23 protein-coding genes are annotated in these 23,721 nt (G+C 45.8%); 20 read left to right on the top strand and 3 right to left on the bottom strand.

Going from position 1 to position 23,721, the window contains the following annotated elements; translation table 11 throughout:
• Window positions 1-178 precede the first annotated feature (178 nt).
• From EKN56_RS06310 to EKN56_RS06260, 11 genes are all read left to right on the top strand, one after another.
• A complete protein-coding gene (locus EKN56_RS06310) occupies window positions 179-3,016 on the top strand; it encodes a phage tail tape measure protein (RefSeq protein ID WP_130590760.1) in 2,838 nt (945 codons plus the stop codon).
• On the top strand, window positions 3,013-3,873 hold the full coding sequence (locus EKN56_RS06305) for a phage tail protein (protein WP_130590761.1): 861 nt from the start codon (window positions 3,013-3,015) through the stop codon (window positions 3,871-3,873). Before EKN56_RS06310 ends, EKN56_RS06305 begins: the two co-directional genes overlap by 4 nt.
• Complete coding sequence (locus EKN56_RS06300) at window positions 3,870-4,085, top strand: tail protein X (RefSeq protein WP_130590762.1); 216 nt, start codon at window positions 3,870-3,872, stop codon at window positions 4,083-4,085. The genes EKN56_RS06305 and EKN56_RS06300 overlap by 4 nt, the downstream gene beginning before the upstream one ends.
• Window positions 4,073-5,212 carry a phage late control D family protein gene (locus EKN56_RS06295; RefSeq protein ID WP_130590763.1) on the top strand — a complete coding sequence of 380 codons (1,140 nt, stop codon included), beginning with the start codon at window positions 4,073-4,075 and terminating at the stop codon, window positions 5,210-5,212. Before EKN56_RS06300 ends, EKN56_RS06295 begins: the two co-directional genes overlap by 13 nt.
• Window positions 5,209-5,766, top strand: coding sequence for a phage baseplate assembly protein V (locus EKN56_RS06290; protein ID WP_130590764.1), 558 nt, complete (start codon window positions 5,209-5,211; stop codon window positions 5,764-5,766). The genes EKN56_RS06295 and EKN56_RS06290 overlap by 4 nt, the downstream gene beginning before the upstream one ends.
• Window positions 5,767-5,820: 54 nt before the next feature.
• The gene (locus tag EKN56_RS06285) at window positions 5,821-6,192 is read left to right on the top strand and encodes a GPW/gp25 family protein (RefSeq protein WP_130590765.1); all 372 of its coding nucleotides are present in this window, start codon (window positions 5,821-5,823) and stop codon (window positions 6,190-6,192) included.
• A complete protein-coding gene (locus EKN56_RS06280; RefSeq protein ID WP_130590766.1) occupies window positions 6,170-7,294 on the top strand; it encodes a baseplate assembly protein in 1,125 nt (374 codons plus the stop codon). Before EKN56_RS06285 ends, EKN56_RS06280 begins: the two co-directional genes overlap by 23 nt.
• Complete coding sequence (locus EKN56_RS06275; RefSeq protein WP_130590767.1) at window positions 7,287-7,874, top strand: phage tail protein I; 588 nt, start codon at window positions 7,287-7,289, stop codon at window positions 7,872-7,874. The genes EKN56_RS06280 and EKN56_RS06275 overlap by 8 nt, the downstream gene beginning before the upstream one ends.
• On the top strand, window positions 7,867-8,844 hold the full coding sequence (locus tag EKN56_RS06270) for a phage tail protein (RefSeq protein ID WP_130590768.1): 978 nt from the start codon (window positions 7,867-7,869) through the stop codon (window positions 8,842-8,844). Before EKN56_RS06275 ends, EKN56_RS06270 begins: the two co-directional genes overlap by 8 nt.
• Before the next feature lie 19 nt (window positions 8,845-8,863).
• Window positions 8,864-9,268 (top strand): tail fiber assembly protein, encoded by a 405-nt coding sequence (locus tag EKN56_RS06265; protein WP_130590769.1) that lies wholly within the window; start codon window positions 8,864-8,866, stop codon window positions 9,266-9,268.
• Window positions 9,269-9,488: 220 nt separating this feature from the next.
• Complete coding sequence (locus EKN56_RS06260; protein WP_130591013.1) at window positions 9,489-9,941, top strand: hypothetical protein; 453 nt, start codon at window positions 9,489-9,491, stop codon at window positions 9,939-9,941.
• Window positions 9,942-10,079: 138 nt separating this feature from the next.
• On the opposite strand, the gene ampG is transcribed toward EKN56_RS06260, so the two are convergent.
• Together ampG and EKN56_RS06250 are read right to left on the bottom strand one after the other, a co-directional pair.
• Window positions 10,080-11,576, bottom strand: a complete 1,497-nt coding sequence (gene ampG, locus EKN56_RS06255; RefSeq protein ID WP_130591012.1) for a muropeptide MFS transporter AmpG — start codon at window positions 11,574-11,576, stop codon at window positions 10,080-10,082.
• 44 nt (window positions 11,577-11,620) lie between these two features.
• Complete coding sequence (locus EKN56_RS06250; protein WP_130593619.1) at window positions 11,621-12,202, bottom strand: lipoprotein; 582 nt, start codon at window positions 12,200-12,202, stop codon at window positions 11,621-11,623.
• Between the two features lie 356 nt (window positions 12,203-12,558).
• Between EKN56_RS06250 and EKN56_RS06245 the strand changes: the two genes are divergently transcribed.
• The 5 genes from EKN56_RS06245 (at window position 12,559) to clpX (ending at window position 17,920) form a co-directional block, all read left to right on the top strand.
• Window positions 12,559-13,704: a hypothetical protein gene (locus EKN56_RS06245; protein ID WP_130591011.1), complete on the top strand. Its 1,146-nt coding sequence runs from the start codon at window positions 12,559-12,561 to the stop codon at window positions 13,702-13,704.
• Window positions 13,705-13,827: 123 nt separating this feature from the next.
• Window positions 13,828-14,142, top strand: a complete 315-nt coding sequence (gene bolA / locus EKN56_RS06240; protein WP_130593618.1) for a transcriptional regulator BolA — start codon at window positions 13,828-13,830, stop codon at window positions 14,140-14,142.
• A 312-nt stretch (window positions 14,143-14,454) separates the two neighbouring features.
• Window positions 14,455-15,759, top strand: coding sequence for a trigger factor (tig, locus tag EKN56_RS06235; RefSeq protein ID WP_130591010.1), 1,305 nt, complete (start codon window positions 14,455-14,457; stop codon window positions 15,757-15,759).
• 102 nt (window positions 15,760-15,861) lie between these two features.
• Window positions 15,862-16,509 carry an ATP-dependent Clp endopeptidase proteolytic subunit ClpP gene (gene clpP, locus EKN56_RS06230; RefSeq protein WP_130591009.1) on the top strand — a complete coding sequence of 216 codons (648 nt, stop codon included), beginning with the start codon at window positions 15,862-15,864 and terminating at the stop codon, window positions 16,507-16,509.
• Between the two features lie 139 nt (window positions 16,510-16,648).
• Window positions 16,649-17,920 (top strand): ATP-dependent protease ATP-binding subunit ClpX, encoded by a 1,272-nt coding sequence (gene clpX / locus EKN56_RS06225; protein ID WP_130591008.1) that lies wholly within the window; start codon window positions 16,649-16,651, stop codon window positions 17,918-17,920.
• Here the strand turns inward: clpX and EKN56_RS20885 are convergent.
• On the bottom strand, window positions 17,902-18,054 hold the full coding sequence (locus tag EKN56_RS20885; protein ID WP_168189617.1) for a hypothetical protein: 153 nt from the start codon (window positions 18,052-18,054) through the stop codon (window positions 17,902-17,904). The two genes, clpX and EKN56_RS20885, sit on opposite strands and share 19 nt — an antisense overlap.
• Window positions 18,055-18,142: 88 nt before the next feature.
• Between EKN56_RS20885 and lon the strand changes: the two genes are divergently transcribed.
• From lon to EKN56_RS06205, 4 genes are all read left to right on the top strand, one after another.
• Entirely contained in the window at window positions 18,143-20,530 is a 2,388-nt protein-coding gene (gene lon / locus EKN56_RS06220) for an endopeptidase La (RefSeq protein WP_168189616.1), read from the top strand.
• A 187-nt stretch (window positions 20,531-20,717) separates the two neighbouring features.
• Entirely contained in the window at window positions 20,718-20,990 is a 273-nt protein-coding gene (gene hupB, locus EKN56_RS06215; RefSeq protein ID WP_108901814.1) for a nucleoid-associated protein HU-beta, read from the top strand.
• A gap of 245 nt (window positions 20,991-21,235) precedes the next feature.
• Complete coding sequence (ppiD, locus tag EKN56_RS06210) at window positions 21,236-23,122, top strand: peptidylprolyl isomerase (RefSeq protein WP_130591006.1); 1,887 nt, start codon at window positions 21,236-21,238, stop codon at window positions 23,120-23,122.
• Between the two features lie 167 nt (window positions 23,123-23,289).
• Entirely contained in the window at window positions 23,290-23,667 is a 378-nt protein-coding gene (locus EKN56_RS06205; RefSeq protein ID WP_246019982.1) for a ComEA family DNA-binding protein, read from the top strand.
• The last annotated feature ends 54 nt before the right edge of the window (window positions 23,668-23,721 follow it).

The raw sequence follows: 23,721 nt of genomic DNA, 5'->3' as shown, positions 1-23,721 counted from the left end.
ACCGACGAGTCCTGAAAACTTACAGTCTATCGATGAATGGCTGGTACTCGAATTTCGATTGTCACCGGCTGAGATAGATAACCTGAGTTTTGTTGACGAATACTGGCGGTGGTTTGAACTGGCTCAAGAGCGGAATAACCAGCGCATTGAAGCGATGAATCAATAATATAGAGGCGTTATGAGTAATACTATCTCTGTAGGTCTACGCCTGGGAGCGGTGCTTGATAACGCCTTTAGCTCTGTTTTTGGTAATGCCAATACTACCGTTAACCGGCTAGGCCGAACCACTGAAGCCTTATCCCAGCGCCAGCAGCGCCTAGGCCAGATTATGAGCCGGGCTCTGAGCCACCCCACCCGTAATATTCAAGCACTGCGTACCCAATATGAGCGCCTGGGCCAATCCCTTGACCGATTAAGAACCAAACAAACCAAGCTCAATGCCGCCATGGCCAAACAAAAGGCGTTAGCCGATCAGCGCCAGGCTATGGGCGGGGAAATGATAGGTACCGCCGCTGCGGCCTGGGGGAATGCCACCATGCTCAGGGAGAGCGTTGGCCGTAGTGCCGAACTTAAAGATAGCTTGAGGGATGCACGGATCAAAGGCAGCTTAAGCGCTGAAGATGAAGCCCAACTGGGTAAAGTCGTTCGAGATGCGGTAAAAGGCACGAACCAAGGCCATATGGAACTCTCGGTGGGTGTCGGCCAGTTGGTGGAAGGCGGCAGTAGCATGGAGGAGATCCAGGCTTATACCCCATTACTCGGAAAGGCCGTCACCGGGCTACGCGTCAGCATGGATCAAGGTGCCGAGTCGTTTCTGGCATTACGAGATATGGGCGTTGGCAGTGAAGAGCAAATGCGCCAGGCGCTTGATCAACTGATTTGGTCGGGTAAGCAAGGCGGTTATGGCATGGCTAATATGTTTAATGCCATTGGCCAGCTTGGTGATGAAATTAAGAAAAATAAGCTAGGCATGAATTCCTTGGGTGATATTGCCGCCACCTTACAAATTGGTGATGGCACGATGGGAGCCGAAAATGCCATGGCCGGTCTAAAAGGCTGGTTGACAGAAATGAACAGCGATAAACGAGCACAAGCGTTCTCAAGTGCCTACAAAACTATCGACCCCAACAAAGAGTTTGATTATCAGGCTTCGATGCAAAAAGCCGTGGCTGATGGATATAGCGAGTTTGAAGCCAGTATGCATATCGCTAGCGGCTTCTTAGAGAAAAGACTCGGCGAAGCGGGTATGGCTGAGATGAGCAAGTACAAGGGAAATGCGGAAAAACAAGCTGAGCTAATGGAGAAATTTGGCCTATCTGAAATTTTCAAGGATAACAATCAGGTCAATATGGTGCTGGGGTACCGGCAGAATAAAGAAGAGTATGACCGTATTCGCGATGGTGGAAAGTCTAGTGGTGAGTCAGCCGGTACATTACAACAAACCGCTGATTTACGTATGGACTCACCCATGGAGAAGTTTAAAGCCTTTGGTAACACCCTAAAAGAGCTCTCCATTACTGTGGGTGATGCATTGTTACCACCAGTCATCCAGTTGGTGGATACGCTGTTGCCAATTATTGGAAATTTATCCGAGTGGATAGCCGCAAACCCTAAGTTGGTTGCTGGTCTAGTTGGAGCCGCTACGGCTGTCGTGGCTCTTAAAGTGGCCACATTGGGTGCATCCTGGGGCATGAACTTTTTTGTCAAATCTCCGATGGCCATGTTGAACGTTGCGCTGGCTAATAGCAGTGCCAAGTTAGAGCTATTCCGGGCTCGTATGTTACTAGGGTCTGCCACCGGCACAAGATTCAGCAGTGTATTCCCTGGTATAGCGGCATCAGTGACCACACTCGGTAAAACCTTTGCCAGCGTTGGGCGAATGATGTTCTTAAGCCCTATAGGGTTGGTGATTGGGGCTATTGCCGTGGCCGCATTGCTGATTTACAAGTACTGGCAACCCATCAAAGCCTTTTTTAGCGGTGTATTTGAGGGTATTGCCGAAGCCGTTGAGCCTATCGGTGCCGCCTTTACTGAAGTCTTTGGCCCTGTCGGCGAGCTGTTTAAGCCGCTGGTTGAATGGGTATCCAAAGCCTGGGATTGGGTTACTAAGTTATTTGAGCCCGTCAACTCTACGGCTCAGGAACTGACGAACGCCAAGGACGCTGGGCGGTCATTTGGTCAGGTGTTAGGCCAAGCCATCAATATTGTTTTACTCCCCTTGAAGCTTATGTTCAAAGCAGTCGGTTTAGTCTCAGAAGGGATTAAAGCCGCGTTCGCCTGGTCACCGATGGAAACTATCAGAACGGTCTGGGGAAGTATCTCCGACTGGTTCAGTAATACTTGGGACACTATCACCGGTTCGGTCAGCAGTGGTATTCAGAGCGCTTCAGATAAAATCACCAGTTGGTCTCCACTGAGTATGTTCAAGGGCCTATTCAGCAGCGTCTTAAGCTGGTTTGGCGTTGAACTACCTGGTTCATTTGCCGATGCAGGGAAAGCGCTGCTAGATGGTTTAATCAGCGGTATTACCAGCAAGATGGCCGCTGTTAAAGATTCTATTACCAGTGTCGGTAGCTCTGTCAGTGGGTGGTTTAAAGAGCAGTTAGGTATTAATTCCCCCAGCAAAGTGTTCATTGGCTTTGGGGAAAACATTTCTGAAGGTGCTGCTATTGGTATCGACAATCAATCTGGGATGGTTGGTAAAGCGGCTCTCGATTTAGCTTCAGCCACGAACATCCCTCTGGCCAGCCCAACCTTATCAGCCCCCAACTTACTCAATAATAATGTACCAGGTATTCAGTCTCCGGGTGCCGATGCTATTCGCAGTCAACAGTTCGCCAGTTCATCATCAGGAATGAGCATCACGTTTGCCCCTCAGATTACCGTTCAGGGTAATAGTGATGTTAGGTCACAGGTTAACGATGCATTAAAGATGAGCTTCAGCGAGTTTGAGAGGCTGATGAAAGAGTATGAACATCGTACTAATCGCAGTGCTTATAAAGGAATTAACGGATGAAACGCTGGGCCATTTTAGGTGATTTTTCATTTGATATTCTGAGCAGCCCCCATGCCTATGGCCATCGTTCGTCGGTGACGTGGGCCGAACACGCCCTTATTCAAGGTAAGCCAAAACTGGAGTATGTCGGCGACGAACTGGATGAGATTACCTTTGAAGTTCTGTTCCATTCCCATCTGGTAAAGACCGAAACTCAGTTACGTTTACTCAGGGAAGCAAAAGAAAAACATGAACCCATGGCGCTGGTTATGGGGGATGGTGATTATAAAGTGCCGTATGTCATCGCCAACGTTGATACCAACGCCAACACCACCACTCCGGGTGGCCGTATTCGCTCTGCCACGGTCAGTCTGACATTAAGAGAATATACCGGTGAATTTACCCGTGCGGCACCGGGTGAAGGATTGCTGGGTTCTCTTCTGACCTATGTTGATGCTAAGACCGGAACTGACCTGAAGAATATGGCTCAGGAAGCGATCGGCTATGCCAAGACCGCCATGAATGTGATTAATGCGGGTATCGATGCTTATCACGAGATTAAAGAAAATCCACTATCAGTGCTAGGCGCGCTCTCCGAACTGTCATCAATTACCGGTGGCGCTATCGGGCCACTGGAACAGTTATCAGGTTTAGCGGATGTGTTCAGAGATGGCCAAGAGCTCGTCGATGCCGGTAAACAGGCATTGGATGATGTACGCCAGGCTGTAGATTATCTGAAAGATGACAGTTTATCGATTTGGGATCGTCTCGATAGTGCGGCAGATAGCATGGGTAATGCCTCAAGTTCATTGGAAAACGCCAGTTCCAACGCGCTGGCGCTGAGCGTCGGCGTGGCCACCCGGAGACTATTATCATGACCCAGCAATACCGGTTTCATATCACGACTGAGGGTGAACGTTGGGATCAACTCGCCTGGCGCTATTATGGCGATGCTTATCTTTATCCTCAAATCATTGCCGCTAATCGCCATGTGGCCATCACACCCACATTTAAGGCTGGAATAACCATTGCTATCCCGCTGTTGGAAAGCAAACCATCTTCAGTAGGAATGCCGCCATGGAAGTCATAAAAAATAACGTGCCGGTGTCTGATTTTCGGCTTTTATATGAAAAGAAAGACATCAGCAGTGAATTGGCTGCTTACCTGATATCGATTACTTATACCGATTTTCTTAGTGGTCAGGCTGATGAGTTGTCTATTGCGTTAGAAAATATTGACGGCCGTTGGTATGGCGAATGGTATCCCGGCCAGGGTGATGAACTGACCTTTGAGCTGGGGTGGTTGGGAGAGGAACGCCGCCAGATTGGCGTTTTCGAGATTAACGATATCGATTTTCAGTTCTCACCCAGCACGGTGACCATTACCGCTCAGGCGGTAGGTATCAAGAATTCAGTCAGAACGAAAACTGCCCGTGCCTATGAAAAAATGACGCTGGATAAAATCGCTAAACAAATAGCAGATCGTCAGGGTCTAACCTTAGTTGGCGCTATTGAACCTATCGCTTTAGACCGGTTGACGCAGCAAGAGTCTGATATTGAGTTTCTTAAAAAACTGGCTGATGAATATGACTATGCTTTCAAAATTGAAGGCAGTAAGCTAATTTTTCATGCCATTTCTGAGCTTTTACGCCTTTCCTCTGTGGCCACCTTCAAGTTAACAGATATTTCCGGTGGCCATATTCGTGACCAGATTAAACAGGTACCCAAAGCGGTGGAGGTTAAGTCACACGATCCCGCTAAGAACAAGACCGTTACTTATGATGTTAAGAACGGTGAAATGACGGCGAAAGACTCTAGCGTTAGCAAGTCAACAACCAGCGCCGACACCATCAAAACCTCAACCCGTTCGACTTCTCCTGAAGTGGCCACGGCTAAGGCTCAGGCAGAACTGGCAAAAGCTAACCGAGAGCGTACTGGCGGCAATATTGATTTAATGGGTAATCCTAATTATCTCAGTGGTAATTCAATCACACTGGAAGCCGGTGGTGAACTGAATGGTGACTACCTTATCCAATCTGCACAGCACCAATTAGACCGTTCCGGGGGATGGAATACCGCCCTGGATATCTGCCGCATCCGAGAGGCCGATATTGTCACTGTCAAAGCGGATAAATCTAAGTCCACATCATCTACATCCACACCTAAAAAGAAAGTCGTTATCTATGATGTGAAGAATGGACAAATGGGGAAAAAATGAATCTTGAATATGGCACTGTCTCCGCATGGAACGCTAAAACCTGTCGTATCCGGGTTGACCTTCATGAAAATGGGCTGACCTCTTATTGGTTACAAGTCCCACAGGGATACTCCAAAAAATCAAAGCGCCGTTGTCCTGTCGAACTGGGTACGCCGGTTGCTATCCTTCTTAAAGATGATGGTGTAGGTGGTGTATTACTTGGCGCTGTTTATTCTGAGGCGGAACCGCCACCTATCGAGGATGATGATACTGATTATATGGAATATAAGGATGGTACAAAATTTTCTTATTCCCCCTCAGAGCATAAGCTGGATCTCAGTATCTCAGAAGGCACTGTGAATATAACCGCTCCGGCAGGCGTAACGATTAACGCCGCTGCTGGTGTCACAATCAATGCCGCATCAGGTGTAGCCATTAATGCAGGAGCTGGCGGTACAACGGTTATTGGTGTTGTTAATGTGACGGGTGATGTTATCGCCGATGGTATCTCATTAAAAAACCATACTCATCCCGGCATTCAAACAGGTTCATCATCAACGGGCCAGCCGCAATAAGTCTTTTTAACCTTCATTAAAATCAGTATTCCCCCATCCAGCTATCATAGCCGTATGAAAATACTGAACTCCATCACATCAGCGCATTGGCAACCAGAACTGGGAATTCCCGGTTCTGTCGTTGAAGGCTTGTCGGATTTAAACCAGGCGATTCGGGTCATTCTATTAACACCTAAAGGGAGTGACCCACATCGGCCTGAGTTTGGTTCTGATATCAATAAGTACATCGACTGGCCAGCCAATCTCATCACACCTTACCTTGTCCGTGAGTCTGTGGAGGCTATTAAGCGCTGGGAGCCGAGAGTAACAGTTATTCAGGTTATTGTTGATATAGACAGTTCCAAGGTCACCTTACGCGTTAAATGGAAAGTGGCAGACGGTATAGAAGAAAGTGAGGTCGCTTATGAGCGAACTAGCACCACCTGAGTTTGTCAGCATTGACCCCAAAGCTATTGAGCTGGATTTGATTACCCGATATGAAGAGATATCAGGTAAAAAATTGTACCCGGCTCAGATTGAGCATCTGTTTATTAATCTACTGGCTTATGCCAAAACCCGTACATTAGCCAGAATTCAACACACTGGGGAACAAATGCTACCCCGCTTCAGTGAAGCCCCCATTATTGATTACCTGGCGGAGTTGGTTGGTGTTATCCGTTTGCCCGCACAACCAGCACGCTGTACGTTACGTTGGCAATTCGATGCAGCCATTACTCAGGATATTTTCATTCCTATGTTTACTGTCGTCGGTAATGAAGATGGTAGCGTTTCCTTCAGTACGGATTTGGATGTTGTTATTCCTGCTGGCTCATTGTCGGCGGATGTTAGCGCAACCTGCCAGGTTGTTGGCCAACAGGGTAATGGATATCTCCCCGGCAAAATCAACAAATCAGAACGTTTTCTGGATGCGGGTTTATTGGTCAGTAATATCAGTACTACCGCTGGCGGTGATGATGAGGAAACCACGCCGGCATTACGTGAGCGGATGATGTTGGCACCTGAAGGTTATACCAGCGCCGGGAGTTATGGCGCTTATAAGTTTCACGCCTTATCCGTTCACCAATCCATTATTGATGTGGTCGTTCTTGGCCCTGATTTGGATAACCGCATACCGCCAGGGCAAGTTTGGATATACCCATTAACCAAAGATGGGCTTCCAACAGTGGAGCTCATTCAGCTTATTGAAACCAAGCTCAGTTCTGAGAAAAAACGTCCTATCAATGACCGTGTTTTAGTCAAGGTGCCTGAGATAGTTGAATACGATATTAACGCTGAATTGACGTTGTACCGCTCCGCTGATGTCACCACAACAATCAGCCTTGCTGAAAAAGCGATAACAGCATGGGAAACGGCAAGAGCGCTGAGGCTTGGGATTGATATTGTTCCTCATCAGGTAAGCAAAACGCTTTCTGTTTCTGGCATATATGACATCACATTGAATAGCCCGACTAAACGTGTCGTTAAACCTTATGAATGGGCAGTCTGTACTGGCATTCAGGTTCTTCCCGTAGGTATCAGTGATGAATAGCAGCCATATATCGCCCCCATTAGCCGGTGATATTCGTTTTGCAGCTCTCAGTCAGATGGCTGAAGAGATATTTGATGAACTGGAGCTGGAAGTTGTTCTGGTTTACTTGATTGACCTTGTTAACTCTGCCGTTTTCCCTTTTTTAGCCGAACAGTTCAGCCTGTTAGGTGATGGATGGGAGTTAGTTGAATCTGACGATGCAAAACGTAGCCTGATTAAAGGTGCTATCGAGCTTCACCGCTATAAAGGCACCCCTTGGGCAGTTCGTGAGGTCATAAGACGGTTTGGGTTCGGTGAAGTTGAGCTGATAGAAAACATCTATGACTGGACGTTGGACGGCTCCGTTCTGCTCGATGGTTCTCATGTGCTGGGTGATGGTTCAGCTTGGGCCAGATACCGGATAATCCTAAAAGAGGCCATTACCAACGATCAGGCCGACAACTTACGCAAAGCTATTATCGCTTTTACACCTGCCCGAAGCTACTTAGAAAGTCTCGACTACCAGGAGGCGGCATTCCGTCTTGATGGTACCAAATACCTTGATGGCCAATATAACTTAGGGAGCATATCCAATGGCTGATTTACCAGAGCAAGAAGCATGGGAAGGAGTTAGACAGCTAGAAACGTCTGACCGGGCATTAGGTGGCCCCGGTGGAGTTATGAATGCACCGTTACGCAACCTGACTAACCGGACTGCTTATTTAAAAAAGGCGCTAGATGGTAAAACTGGGGCGGCCTCAACGACAACGGCGGGTATTGTTAAATTAAGCTCAGCAACGAACAGTGACTCAAGTACTGATGCAGCTACTGCCAGTGCCGTAAAGAAGGCATATGATTTAGCTGATAGTAAATTGAGTAGTATTCCTTTTGCGACAGTAAGTGAGGTACTTGACGGGGGAAGTACAGAGAAAGTTGTTAACCCCAAAACTCTACAGAGCAAAGGTAATTTTTATAGTAATGTAAGTCTGTTAACTACTAGCAAGATAACCACAGCACAATTTGGAGCTCGTTTTTGGGTGGACTATAGCTCACCATCAGCCTACACATTACCTGATATAAGTAATATCGTGGGTTGTGGTCAAACAATAACTATCTGGAATGTGAAAGATACCAATATCACCATTTCCGTTGGAAACTCATCCAACAGTATATCCATCCCTATGTCAACAGTAACAACTCTCACGTTAAAACCTACTGAGAGCGCGACCTTCATTGTTGAACAAGTTAAAGTGTGGCACGCAACCGGTGATGCCGTGTTAAGACTAGCTCCCAGTTGGTCTTTTAATCCTGCGTTTAATGGAGGTTGGCAAAAACTGCCGTCTGGGTTAATTATTCAATGGGGCGGTGTTAGTACAATCAGTGGCGATACTACAACTATGCTGCCCGTGACGTTTCCCACCGCATTTCTACATGCTGCTGTAACGATGGATTACACCCCCGCATCAGGTGCTGTTACATATATTGCGGCTTGCCCCGGCTCACGATCCACTATTGTTTCACGGACAGCATCACCCGGACTGGGTGGTCGATACATAGCGATAGGATACTAATAAGCGATAGGATACTAATATGACTATATTTTTTTCACCCGACCCAATTGGTTTCTATGATTCAGTGTTAAATACAGATATTCCCAATAACGCTGTTGAAGTCAGTGTAGAAAAACATGCGGAATTAATTAACGGGCAGGCTGACGGGAAAATTATTTCAATCGAAAATGGCCAGCCTGTCCTTATTGATAGACCAGCTCCATCAAAAGACGAGCTTATAGCTGAAGCTAATTTGAAGAAAACAACATTACTTTCAACAGCAACATTAATTATTAACCCATTATCAGATGCTATTGAGCTCGATATAGCCTCGACTGAAGAAGTGGCAACGTTGAAAGCTTGGAAGGTCTACCGAGTGTTATTAACTCGAATTGATACCAGTACAGCACCAGATATTGAATGGCCGATACAACCAGATGCATAATACTGTAATTCAATTGCACCATTGGAAAATGAAAGCGCGGCGATTTATCACAGTAAATACCTGTCATTTATCGCGCGCGGCTTCATAATCTGAATTAATAATCCTATTGATATTACTAGTAAATATATTATTACTGGCAATGTTATCAGCTATCGCTATCCTGTTTTTCTGTCACGCTGGTGCTGGCATACTGCATGTCCATTAGAAATAGTGAAGTCTTATGAAATTGAATAAAAAATTTTTAGTTATATTGAGTATCGCATTGCTGATTATTTTCTATTTTAGTCGATTGGCTCCGACGATTTATTTACATAATAATACTAATAAAGATTTATACATCTATTCGATGCAGCATACAGGCAGTATGGAGCCAACATTAGAAGAGTTACAACAATTAAAACGAATCAATGTTATTAGGCCAAATGAACAAATATCACTGCCTGTTTCAATCTCTTATTCTGAGGATTCTGAGTTATTTTCAAAATGGAAGATCGGTTCTCAATCAGGCAATGGTGGGAGTATCATTGCACTAATTAATGATTCAAAAGGGGTTTGCGCTCTTGAGGTCTTCATACAAGAGAATTCAATAGAGGTAATAGATAAAGAGGCTATTTACTGTGCTCAAAAAGTATTGATTTCTCAAAAAACGATCGGGGATCAAATCGTAGAATAGTTAAACCAATATCAAAATTGTCAGGACGATGATGAAAAGATTAAATGTAATTGCGAGCGTTTTGAAATTTCTTATCAATATGATAATAAATGTTTTTATTATAGGCTTCAGAGCACCTGTAATTCAGGTGCTCTAAAGTTATTCTATGCTTTTAGTCACTTCAGATGGCTCTTTCCTGATGGATTTATAATCCAACCAGCAGCCTATCAATATCCCCATCAGGCACAGCAGGCCACCAATATTTAGTAGTGCTTCTTTTATATAATAGAGAGAACTGAATTCAGTTGCGGACTCAAACAGCAATACCAGCCATGCCCCCAGCATAATTGCACCGGCGATAACGAATTGGATAGCCAACTGGTACTGACGGGAAAAATGTATTCTAGGCATAAAGCTATCTGTCTGTTGGGTATGTTCCAGAGTCTGACGGCATACCGCCAGCAACAGCAATCCGGGAACTGCCATTACAATGGTAAACAGATAGAATAGAGGCCAGTTGTAATGCTCAACGAACCAACCGGCAACCGGGCCAACATAAACCCGACCAACAGCGGACAACGCTGAGAGTAGGGCAAACTGAGTGGCAGAGAATGATTTATTACACAGGGTCATCAGCAGAGCAACAAAGGCTGCGGTACCCATTCCCCCACACAGATTCTCAAAGAAAATTGCGCTGCCCATGGTGATAATGTTTTTATCGGTCACCGCCAGAATCCAATAACCAAAATTGGATACCGCCTGCAAAATACCGAACAGCATCAGCGAACGAAACAGCGTTAATCTCTGCATCAGAATGCCGCCAATCAGCACGCCAATGATGGTGGCAAACAGGCCCAGCGTTTTATTGACCAGACCCACCTCACCGGCGTTAAAACCTACGCCGCGAATCAGGAACGTGGTACTCAGACTGCCGGCAAAGGCATCACCCATCTTATACAGCACGATCAGTAACAGAATCAGCCAGGCATTATTGCGACCAAAGAAATCTTTTAGCGGTTCAACTACCGCCTGCTCAATGGTTTTAGGAGTTGAGGTTATGGTTTCTGGCTCTTTTGCCCATAAGGTGGCGATAATGCCGATAACCATCAATAACGCCATCAACCAGTAAGTAGCACGCCATCCCAGATAATAATGGGCAATCCACAGTGCCAGACCACCGGAAACTAACATGGCTAAACGATAGCCTAATACTGAAATAGCCGCTCCGTTTCCCCGCTGTTCTGCCGGCAACACGTCGGTTTTGTAGGCATCAAACACAATGTCCTGAGAGGCGGAGAAAAAGGCAATCATTACCGCCAGCGCAGCCATTAACCATAAATCGTGCTGAGGATCCAGGCAGCCAATGGCAAAAATCAGAATAACCAGTGCAACCTGAGTTAGCAGCATCCAGCCACGGCGGCGACCAAGGAATGGCAGGCTGTAGCGGTCCATCAACGGTGACCAGAGAAACTTGAAAACGTAGGCCTGTCCAACTAAAGAGAAGAAACCAATGGTGGTTAAATCCAGACCAGCCACCGTCATCCAGGCCTGCAGAGTACCGGAGGTTAAGGCCAGAGGCAGACCCGATGCAAAACCAAGCAGTAGCAATACCGCGGTATTACGCTGAGTAAACGCTTTAAAATAATAATTAGTCATAGAATCAGAAACCCCTGCCGGTTTGAGCAGGGGTGAGTACTGGATTAACTGCGCGCATTTTGACGGATAAAGTCGCTGATGCTGGTATCCTGCGCCATTTCATTGATCATATCGGTTAACGCCTCATTAATAACATTCTCGATGTTTTTATTGCTGGCGGTAAAGGCACCCTTGGTGTTGTGGGTAGTGCGGAAGTTTTTAGTCTGCTGCTGGCCATTTTTTGCCTGGCTGACAATTGAGATATCTACTTTGGTGACGATGTTATAGCGTAAGTCACCTTCCTGCACGTCGGCGTACAGATTATTGATAATGATCTGTACATTAACGCTACCTTCCGGACCTACCATATAACCACGGGCGCGCAGCTGCTTCTCTAACGCTTCCTGCAGCAGAAAACGCATATCTCTTGAAGGCGTTAACGTTAACAGTTGACCTTCACGATTCACTTTAGCTAAAGCGCTATCCTGACGCTGGTCCGCACTGGTGATACTGATGGTTGCCCCCATCAGCGATGGATCTTGCTGAGGAAGGTTCATGGTTGGGTTGATATTTAATGTAGTATCCGGACGGGCACAGCCGGCCAGAATAAATAGCGCCATTAATGGAAACAGAATACGCTGTGGCAGAGTCATTTTTTTCACGGTAAACCTTTTAAATTCAATTTATTATCCATATACCGCTTCGATGATGGCATCATCAGCTAATACCTGAGCCTAATCAGAGGTCAGAGCGGCTTGTGAGTTGGTTTAGTCACCTGCATTGTTAATCATACTGCCGAGATAAACCGTGGTACAAATAAGACCGACGCTTATCATATCATTGCTCTGGTGATGGGGAAGAGGGGAAATGATAATATCCGACAGGTTAATGTGTTTTTATTGATTCTCGGAGTAAATAGGGTACTGAGGTGGGCCGATCGTTTGTCCAGATGTCAGTAAGCCATATGTTGACATATAGCGTCAAAATAAACGGATGAGTAATTATGTCTAAATGGATGAGTAAAATAGTGGTGAAAGGTTATCGATATTTAAACTGGCTACCATTCATCGTTGCGTTATGTGGCATCATCTTTTGCTTTTCTTTTGTTGGCATAATTCTTTCTTTGATTGCGGCAGTTGGTACATCGTTATTACTGCAAAAGTTCTATGCGCTGCCTGAAATAAAGGAAGCGTTATCACTTAACCATACGACCCGGCGTTTAGCCTCTGATTTCAATCCGGACATGAACAGTCAAAACAGAATCGTCGAGGATGACAGACAAGTATCCTGGGGTGAAATTGCTATGGGTGGGCCTGAGTATTTCACTTATTTGCTGCGTGATGGGGCATTAATTCAGGATATTTCTTCTGAGTGGATAGATTTGGCTGAGGGTCAGTATCGTATCGCAATGATGGACGCCCGCGAAAATCAACGTTGGGTCATTTATAGTGAATCGGATAAATGTTTATATTTTTTTGATGCGCCGGAATTAACTAAACGTTATTTGCAACTGGTTAATTCCCCTAAATCAATGCCTTTATTGCTTGAATCTTTAACGCTGGGTACAAAGGTTATGTTACGTGAATTCAGAGGAATATGGTTACTACCCGAATTAGTGCCTGCCTCAATTCCGGAAAAGCTAAGCTACCAATTAAACAGTGGCGCTATTTTAGAAGCCAGACTGGCGTTGCCAGCAAATTTACGTACCCTTTGTTCTCCCGAACGGGTATTGAACAGTTGTTGTTATGCACTCTATCTTGATGGTAACAACACAGGAAAGTATGTTTTAGATCTTGATAATGTGGTGGAAAGTGAAAGTGGTCATATTTATGCAATTGAAGGTATTAGTTTAAATCGTGATATGACAGTTAAAGATGGTCAGTGGTCTATTTTCAGCTCTGGCCAATGTAGAACCTTGTTGGGTTATGCTGTTCATCAAGGCCATCATGTTTCCAGGCAGGTATTTTTTATACAGATTACCCATATTGATGATGGTGGTGTGGCGACATGTTATTTGCGTAATTGGGAGCCGCTACAGCCTTATGATAACGGCTCCGACTTTGAGCTAACGGTAGACTGGCAAGTCAACCCTATTGTTGCAACGGTTGAGGAAAAGAGCATTATGCTGGTTTTTCCTGTTACCGGATAAAATCAGAGAAAGTACAGCGTATGACAGGCAAAATTGCTAATGATGTACTTTAATTGCACTGATGATAAAAAGGCAAAACTCAAAAACAGCTATAAATCAACAAGAGATAAGTTGGATGACCAGATGATACAAGAAGTTATTAAACAAAAATTAGCCGTATTGAAGCCGCTGTTTATTGAAGTGGTCAATGAAAGTTATCAACATAATGTGCCTGCGGGTTCAGAGAGCCATTTTAAAGTGGTGATTGTTTCTGATAGCTTTGCTGGTCAGCGTCTGTTGGCTCGTCACCGTATGATTTATCAGCTGTTAGAACAAGAGATGCAACAGCCGATTCATGCGCTGGCTTTACATACCTATACGCCTGACGAATGGCAAAAACAGCAGGATTCCGTGCCAGATTCACCCGAATGTCGTGGCGGTAGTCGTTTTTCATCGTGATGAATCAGGATGAAAATCGGGTCTGATATCCATAAAAATAGGGTAATAACCATCAGTTGGGTAAAGTTTCGGGAACTGAATCACGATTTATCTGGTACTAACTCCCTCTCTTTTCTCGACTCATCATCAATGCGCGGCTATAATGCTGCGTCTAATTTTCCGGACTTTATTCGGGATGCTTCCGACAATAAGGGATAGGGTACCGTAAGCGCGGCCGTCCCGGTCTTAAGAAACGTTTTCAAATTTGCCTGGTGCAAGATTGAAAATCGCTTCTGGAGTTGACCGAGCACTGTGATTTTTTGAGGTAACAAGATGCAAGTTTCCGTTGAAACAACTCAAGGCCTAGGGCGCCGTCTATCAATCGCTGTTGCGGCTGACGTGATTGAAGAAGCAGTAAAAAAAGAGCTGGTAGATATTGCCAAGAAAGTACGTATCGACGGCTTCCGTAAAGGAAAAGTACCAATGAACATTATCGCTCAGCGTTATGGTGCTTCTGCGCGCCAGGACGTGCTGGGTGAACTGATGCAGCGTCATTTCATTGATGCCATCATCAAAGAAAAAATCAATCCGGCTGGCGCACCGAAATATGTACCGGGCGAATACAAGCTGGGTGAAGACTTCAACTATGCAGTAGAGTTTGAAGTATATCCGGAAGTAGAACTGAAAGATTTAAACACCATCGAAGTTGAAAAACCAGTGGTTAACGTGGGCGACGCTGACGTTGAGACTATGCTGGATACTTTACGCAAGCAGCAAGCTACCTGGAAAGAGATTGACGACCAGGCTAAAGCTGAAGATCGCGTAACGGTTGATTTCACCGGTTCTATTGACGGTGAAGAGTTCGAAGGTGGTAAAGCATCTGATTTCGTTCTGGCCATGGGCCAGGGCCGTATGATCCCAGGCTTTGAAGAAGGCATCGTGGGTCATAAGAAAGGTGAAGAGTTTACTATCGACGTTAACTTCCCTGACGACTACCATGCAGAAAACCTGAAAGGTAAAGCGGCTAAGTTTGCTATCGTTCTGAAGAAAGTGGAAGAACGTGAACTGCCAGAATTTACCCCAGAGTTTATTTCTCGCTTTGGCGTTGCTGACGGTACGCTGGACGGCTTAAAAGCGGAAGTTCGTAAGAATATGGAACGTGAGCTGAAAGGCGCTATCCGTAACCGCGTTAAGACTCAGGTTATCGACGGTCTGATCAAAACTAATGAAGTTGATGTTCCTGCTTCACTGGTTGATGGTGAAATCGACGTACTGCGTCAACAGGCTGCACAACGTTTTGGTGGCAACCAACAGCAAGCAATGGAATTACCTCGCGAACTGTTCGAAGAGCAAGCTAAACGTCGCGTTGTCGTGGGTTTACTGTTAGGTGAAGTGATTCGTAAGAATGAACTGAAAGCTGACCAGACTCGCGTTAATGCACTGATTGAAGAAATGGCTTCTGCGTATGAAGATCCACAAGAAGTAATTGAGTTCTATAATAAGAACAGCGAACTGATGAACAACATGCGCAACGTTGCTATGGAAGAAGAAGCAGTAGAAACACTGCTGGCTAACGCTAAAGTAACTGAGAAAGCCATGTCATTCAGCGAGCTAATGAATCAGACTCCAGCTGCATGATAATGCTTTGAGAGCAGACAGAAAGTTGACTTAGTCGCTATTCTTCTGCAAATATGGCTCGGAGGCTCTGTTTCCGGGCCATTTTTCTATCAGGAGACCCCAATGTCCTACAGTGGCAAGTTAGATAATTTTTCATCAGATATGGAACAGCCTATGGCACCTCACATGGCGTTAGTACCAATGGTGGTTGAGCAGACTTCCCGGGGAGAGCGTTCTTACGATATTTTCTCTCGTCTGTTAAAGGAGCGTATTGTTTTCCTTAACGGTCAGATTGAAGACCATATGGCTAATCTGATTGTGGCTCAGTTACTGTTTCTGGAAGCTGAAAACCCGGAAAAAGATATTTTCATGTATATCAACTCACCGGGTGGCGTAATTACTTCTGGTATGTCTATTTATGACACCATGCAGTTTATTAAGCCGGATGTTAGCACCATGTGTTTAGGTCAGGCTTGTTCAATGGGTGCATTCCTGTTGACGGCTGGCGCAGCAGGCAAACGTTTATGTTTACCAAATGCTCGCGTGATGATTCACCAACCGTTAGGTGGCTACAGAGGGCAGGCTTCAGACATTCAGATTCACGCAGAAGAGATCCTGAAGATCAAAGCTAAAATGAATCAGCTGATGTCCCATCATAGCGGAAAGCCACTTGAAGATATCGAACGTGATACCGATCGTGACAGATTCCTGTCCGCTCAGGAAGCGTTAGAATACGGTTTGATCGATGAGATCGTTACCTCAAGGGTATAATCATTATCCCTGACATTGAGTCTATTTAGCGCCTACACTTATACAAACAGGTAGGCGGCAATAGCTGCCGAATACCGGCATGCGTCAGGGAAAGTGAAGCAGGATGCACCAAGAAAGTTTAAATTTATGAGGTTTACTGATGACAGATAAGGGCAAAGACGGTTCAGGAAAGCTGCTGTACTGCACCTTCTGTGGTAAAAGCCAGCACGAAGTTCGCAAGTTAATCGCTGGTCCGTCAGTGTATATCTGCGATGAATGTGTCGACTTATGTAACGATATTATTCGCGAAGAGATTAAAGAATTAATCCCACACAGAGAGCGCAATGCACTGCCTACACCACACGAAATTCGTCAGCATCTTGACGATTATGTGATTGGGCAAGAGCAGGCTAAAAAGGTTCTGGCAGTTGCGGTTTACAATCACTATAAGCGTTTACGCAATAGCGATAGCAGCCAGGAAGTTGAATTAGGTAAAAGTAATATTTTGCTGATTGGCCCAACGGGCAGCGGTAAAACATTACTGGCGGAAACGCTGGCACGTTTTCTGGATGTGCCATTCACCATGGCGGATGCAACCACATTAACGGAAGCGGGCTATGTGGGTGAAGATGTTGAAAACATCATTCAAAAGCTGCTGCAAAAATGTGATTACGATGTTGAGAAAGCTCAACGTGGTATCGTTTATATCGATGAAATCGATAAGATTTCCCGTAAATCAGACAACCCGTCTATTACCCGTGATGTTTCCGGTGAAGGCGTACAGCAAGCGCTGTTGAAACTGATTGAAGGTACCATTGCGGCTGTTCCTCCACAGGGTGGACGTAAGCATCCACAGCAAGAGTTCTTACAGGTAGATACCTCTAAGATTCTGTTTATCTGCGGCGGTGCATTTGCCGGGCTGGATAAAGTTATCGGCATGCGTATTGAAACCGGCACCGGTATTGGCTTTGGTGCAACGGTGAAAAAAGCGTCTGATAAAGCAACTGAAGGCGAACTGTTTAAACAGGTTGAACCGGGCGATTTGATCAAATACGGTTTGATTCCTGAGTTTATCGGTCGTCTGCCGGTAGTGGCTACGCTAGGTGAGCTGGATGAGCAAGCGCTGATTCAGATTCTGAAAGAGCCTAAAAATGCGTTAACCAAGCAGTATCAGGCGTTATTCCACCTTGAGAACGTTGAGCTGGAATTCCGTGATGAAGCGCTGGAAGCTATTGCTAAAAAAGCCATGTCACGCAAAACCGGTGCTCGTGGTCTGCGTTCAATTGTGGAAGCGGCATTGCTTAACACCATGTACGATATTCCTTCCATGGAAAACGTTGATAAAGTGGTGATTGATGCTTCGGTTATTGAAAATAATACCGATCCACTCCTGATCTACAGCCAGGCTGAAGCTCAGGCGTCAGGTGAGTAACCGATAAAACCACCGCCAGTGATCAATAAAATAAGATTGAAAATGGCGTTGTAAGCAGCAAAAAAAGCAGGGGGATAATATCCTCCTGTTTTTTTATCTTTATCTACCGTTGAATGTAATTGAATAGTCCCCATATACTCTTTCATGTACTACGTTAATAACGTATCCCCCCATTTCCGTTAATGTTTTCAGTTGGCGGAAAACGAACAAAGAGAGAGCTCTATGAATGCTGAGCGTTCCGAACGCATTGAAATCCCTGCGCTGCCCTTAAGAGACGTAGTGGTTTATCCACACATGGTTATTCCACTGTTTGTTGGAAGGGAGAAGTCTATTCGTTGCCTTGAGGCGGCGATGGATCAGGATAAAAAGGTTCTGATGGTCGCGCAGAAAGACGCCACCATGGATGATCCTGGTGTTAACGATCTGTTTTCGGTGGGAACCGTTGCCTCTATTTTACAAATGCTGAAACTGCCTGACGGTACAGTAAAAGTACTGGTCGAGGGATTACAGCGTGCTCGTATTACTATGCTGGCCGATAACGGTGAGCATTTCTCTGCACAGGCAGAATATATGCCGAGTGCCAGTATTGATGAGCAGGAGCAGGAAGTTCTTATCCGCACCGCTATCAATCAGTTTGATGGTTACATTAAGTTAAACAAAAAGATTCCACCGGAAGTACTGACTTCTCTGAACGGAATCGAAGATCCTGCTCGTCTGGCGGATACCATCGCTGCACATATGTCTCTGAAGCTGAGTGACAAGCAAACCGTGCTGGAAATGGTGGATGTTGGTGAACGTCTGGAATTCCTGATGGCGATGATGGAGTCTGAAATCGACCTGTTACAGGTTGAGAAACGTATCCGTAATCGCGTTAAAAAGCAGATGGAAAAAAGCCAGCGTGAGTACTATCTGAATGAGCAAATGAAAGCCATTCAGAAAGAGCTGGGCGAAATGGACGATGCGCCAGATGAGATAGAAACGCTTAAGCGCAAAATTGAAGCAGCGAAAATGCCAAAAGATGCGCGAGAGAAAACCGAAGCTGAATTGCAGAAGCTGAAGATGATGTCTCCGATGTCTGCTGAAGCCACGGTGGTACGCGGTTATATCGAGTGGATGCTTCAGGTTCCATGGAATTCCCGCAGCAAAGTGAAAAAAGATCTGAACAAAGCGCAAGAGATTCTGGATACCGATCACTACGGTCTTGATCGGGTGAAAGATCGTATCCTTGAGTATTTAGCGGTTCAGAGCCGGGTCAGCAAAATTAAAGGGCCAATCCTTTGCTTAGTTGGACCACCGGGCGTGGGTAAAACCTCACTGGGCCAGTCCATCGCCAATGCGACAGGGCGTAAATATGTGCGTATGGCACTGGGTGGCGTGCGTGATGAGGCTGAGATTCGTGGCCACCGTCGTACCTATATTGGTTCAATGCCGGGCAAACTGATTCAAAAAATGGCCAAGGTTGGGGTGAAAAACCCGCTGTTCCTGTTGGACGAGATCGACAAGATGTCTTCCGACATGCGCGGCGACCCGGCTTCAGCGCTGTTAGAGGTTCTGGATCCGGAGCAAAACGTGGCGTTTAACGATCACTATCTGGAAGTGGATTATGATCTGTCTGACGTTATGTTTGTTGCGACATCTAACTCCATGAACATTCCTGCGCCACTGTTGGACCGTATGGAAGTGATTCGTCTGTCGGGTTATACCGAAGATGAAAAGTTAAATATCGCTAAACAGCATCTGTTACCGAAACAGCTTGAGCGTAATGCGCTGAAGAAAGGTGAGTTAACGCTAGATGATTCAGCGATTGTTTCGATGATTCGCTATTACACCCGTGAGGCTGGCGTTCGTAGCTTAGAGCGTGAAATCTCTAAAGTTTGTCGTAAGGCAGTTAAAACCTTGCTGATGAATAAGAGCGTGAAACACATTACGGTGAATGCGGATAATCTGAAAGAGTTTCTGGGCGTTCAGCGTTTTGACTATGGTCGTGCGGATAATGAAAACCGCGTAGGTCAGGTAACCGGACTGGCATGGACCGAAGTAGGCGGTGACTTACTGACGATTGAAACTGCCTGCGTTCCGGGTAAAGGTAAGCTGACTTACACCGGTTCATTAGGTGAAGTTATGCAAGAGTCTATTCAGGCTGCGCTTACGGTAGTACGTGCTCGTGCCGAGAAACTGGGTATTAACGGTGATTTTTACGAAAAACGTGATATCCACGTTCACGTACCGGAAGGCGCTACACCAAAAGATGGCCCAAGCGCCGGTACCGCTATGTGTACTGCGTTGGTTTCTTGCTTAACCGGGAATCCGGTGCGTGCAGATGTTGCCATGACCGGTGAGATTACATTGCGCGGTCAGGTTCTGCCAATTGGTGGCCTGAAAGAGAAGTTACTGGCTGCTCACCGTGGTGGAATTAAGACTGTGCTGATCCCGGCAGAAAATAAACGCGATCTGGAAGATATTCCTGAAAACGTGATTGCCGATCTGGACATTCATCCGGTAGAACGCATCGAAGAAGTGCTGACGCTTGCGCTACAGAATCCACCGTTTGGCGCTGCGCCAGTGGCGGTAAAGAAGCCAGCGGCGACGGCAAAAGCATCAAAAAAGTGATGTAGAGCAAATATTCTTGATAAAACTAGGGCTGGCAAGGGATTTCTCTCTTGCCACTTTTTTTATGTACCGTTAAATTAGTGCGCAGGCTGACTTGCTATCGCTTGTTTTGCTTGATATAACAGCAGTGGCGTCGTATCCCTATCGATGATCAGGGACGACAATTTATCGTAAAGGGGATTTTATAGTGAACAAATCACAACTGATCGACCAAATTGCTGCGGGAGCAGATATTTCCAAGGCTGCAGCTGGCCGCTCATTAGACGCAATCATTGATGCAGTAACTGACGCGCTGAAAAATGGCGATCAAGTTTCTCTGGTTGGTTTTGGTTCATTTGTTGTTCGTGAGCGTGCTGCCCGTACTGGCCGTAACCCACAAACTGGCAAAGAAATCAAAATTGCAGCAGCAAAAGTTCCGGCATTCCGCGCAGGTAAAGCGCTGAAAGACGCCGTTAACTAAGATTTTTTGGGTTTTTGCCATGTAAGGTATTACCTTAAGGCAATGAACTGATAGAATAGAGGCGCATCAAATGATGCGCTTTTTTTACGCCTTTTTTTGAAGGTTAATATAAACTTATAGCCATCTGTCAGATAAGCAGCAATTCTGGCATTAAACATATAGACCCGTTGGTAAATCGTCAGATGGCGGTCAACCATATCTATGTTTCATGGTTTAGCCCTATTACAGCGGAGAGTTGTCACCCTATGATGGACAATCTACGCGCGGCCTCGAATAGTGTCGTGCTTAAAGTTATCCTTGCTTTGATTATGCTATCGTTTGTTTTAACCGGCGTGGGTAGTTACCTGGTTGGCGGTTCAAACTCTTACGTTGCCGAAGTAAACGGACAAGAAATTGATCGCGCCCGGTTTGAGCAGTCGGTCATGAATGAACGTGCTCGTTTACAACAACAGCTTGGCGAACAGTTCTCTCAACTGGCTGGCAATGAAGCATACGTGAAGCAAATGCGTCAGCAGGTGCTTAACCGCATGATTAACGATCTGTTACTTGACCAATACGCAGCCAAAATTGGTATGGCGATTGGTGACGATCAGGTTAAAGTTTCTATTCAGACATCTCCTGAATTTGCTACTGATGGTAAGTTTGATAACAGTAAGTATCGTGACTTATTAAATCGTTTCCAGATTGCCCCTGAACAATATGCAGAAATGACGCGTAAGCAATTGCTAAGTCAGCAACTGTTAGCGGCATTTGCCGGAACTAATTTCTCTCTGCCGGCTGAAACTGAATCTGTTGTGGCATTGATTCAACAACAGCGTGATATTCGTGTTGCCAGTATCGATATGAAAGCGCTGGAAGCCAAGCCTGAAGTTACCCCGACAGCGGAGCAAGTTAAAGCATTCTACGATCAGAATAAGAGTCGCTTTACTGCACCAGAAATGGCTCGGGTTAAATATATTGAAGTAGATGCGGCGAAACTGACAGACGATATCAAAGTCAGCGATCAGGAAGTTGCCGATTTCTATGCCAAGAACAAGCCGTTATATATTCAGGCACCGCGCTCCAGTTACAGCATTATCGTGCTGTCTAAAGAGAGTGATGCGAAAGATGTATTAGCACAGCTGAAAAATGGCGGTGATTTTGCCGCATTAGCCAAAGAGAAATCACTGGAAAAAGATTCCGGAGCTAAAGGCGGTGAATTAGGCTGGTTAGCAGCCGCTGCTGTGCCTGATGATATTGCTAAAGCAAAATTAACTGAAAAAGGCCAACTGTCGGATGTCATTCACTCTGATATGGGCTATCTGATTGTTCGTCTGAACGATATTCAGGCTGCAAAAGAGAAACCTCTGGAAGAAGTGAAAGCTGAAATTACTAAAAACCTGTTACAGGATAAGTCTTATAACAAGTTTGAAGATATTCAGACCAAGATAATGGATGGCGCAACCAGCAATAATTTGTCTCTGGATGCAGCAGAAAAAGCATCGGGTTTGAAAGCGGTAGAAAGCGGTTGGTTGTCTCGCGACAACATGCCGAAAGAGCTGGCTTATCCTGAAGTGGTTCAGGAGATATTCAGTGGCGATCTGTTTGGTGTGAAAGGTGCTCCGGGCCCTAACTCTGATTTGATCACGGTAGAAGGGGACCGCGCATTTGTTCTGCGTATTGTTGAACATCGTCCGGAAGCCGTACAGCCGTTTGAAGAAGTCTCTGCGGATATTACCGAGTTGCTGAAACGTCAGAACGTCATCAAAATGGCGCGTGAGCAAGCAGACCAACTGGTTGCCGCGCTGAAAACCGACAAAGGCGATGAAGCACTTCAGGCTGCCAAAGTTAAGTTTGGCGACAAGAAAGTGATTACCCGTATGTCTGATGATGCCCAACTGGCCGAGAGCGTATTTGCGCTACCGTTGCCGAAAGAGGGTAAACCATCCTACGGCGTATCCAGCGACAAGAATGACAACATTGTTTTAGTTGCACTGGATGCGGTTCACCCAGGTCAGATGGATGCGGCATCATTAAAAGCATTTAGTGCTCAAATGGCTAATCAGGATAGCAGTGTGGTACTGGATGCTCTGATCAGCAACCTGCGCCAACAGGCAAAAATCAAAATGGGTGATTTAGCCAACATACAGTAATCGGTGCGGCATGCATCGCATTTATATGTAACGTCTCATCATAATTAAAGGCCGCTTTCGCGGCCTTTTGCATATCTGAAAACCCCGGATTTAACTAGATCATCGGGTCGTGCAATCTGTTGTGGCTGTGACCATAAGGCGCAGTTTAATAACCAAAGGATATGCATATGAAAGAATCCGTTCTGACCTTACGCCACTGCCTGTTTCTCGGTGCATTGTTGCTACCATTTAGCGGTTCGGTCTTTGCCGATAAAGCACCAGTGAAAGAGAGCACTCCCCCCACATCGGTAGTAACCGCACCAATGCCGGAGGCGGTAACGCCCGGTAAAGGGAAGAAAGCATCAGAAAATACTCAGGTCAGTATTAATCAGGCAACGGCGGAGCAGTTGGCAGAAGTGATGTTAGGCATAGGGTTGAAAAAAGCGCAGAGTATTGTGAACTATCGGGAGCAGCATGGACCTTTTGCCAGCATTGAACAGCTTCAGGAAGTGCCCGGTATTGGTGCTGCAACCATTGAACGTAACTTAACGCGTCTGAAGCTCTGAGTTCTGATAAACGACGATGAAGTAACATAATGACACCACGCCAGAATGGCGTGG

Origin of the sequence: Limnobaculum zhutongyuii, assembly GCF_004295645.1 — a bacterium.
Classification (GTDB): Bacteria; Pseudomonadota; Gammaproteobacteria; order Enterobacterales; family Enterobacteriaceae; genus Limnobaculum; species Limnobaculum zhutongyuii.
The sequence above is the reverse complement of the archived record's forward strand: the minus strand, read 5'-3'. Positions and strand labels throughout refer to the sequence as shown.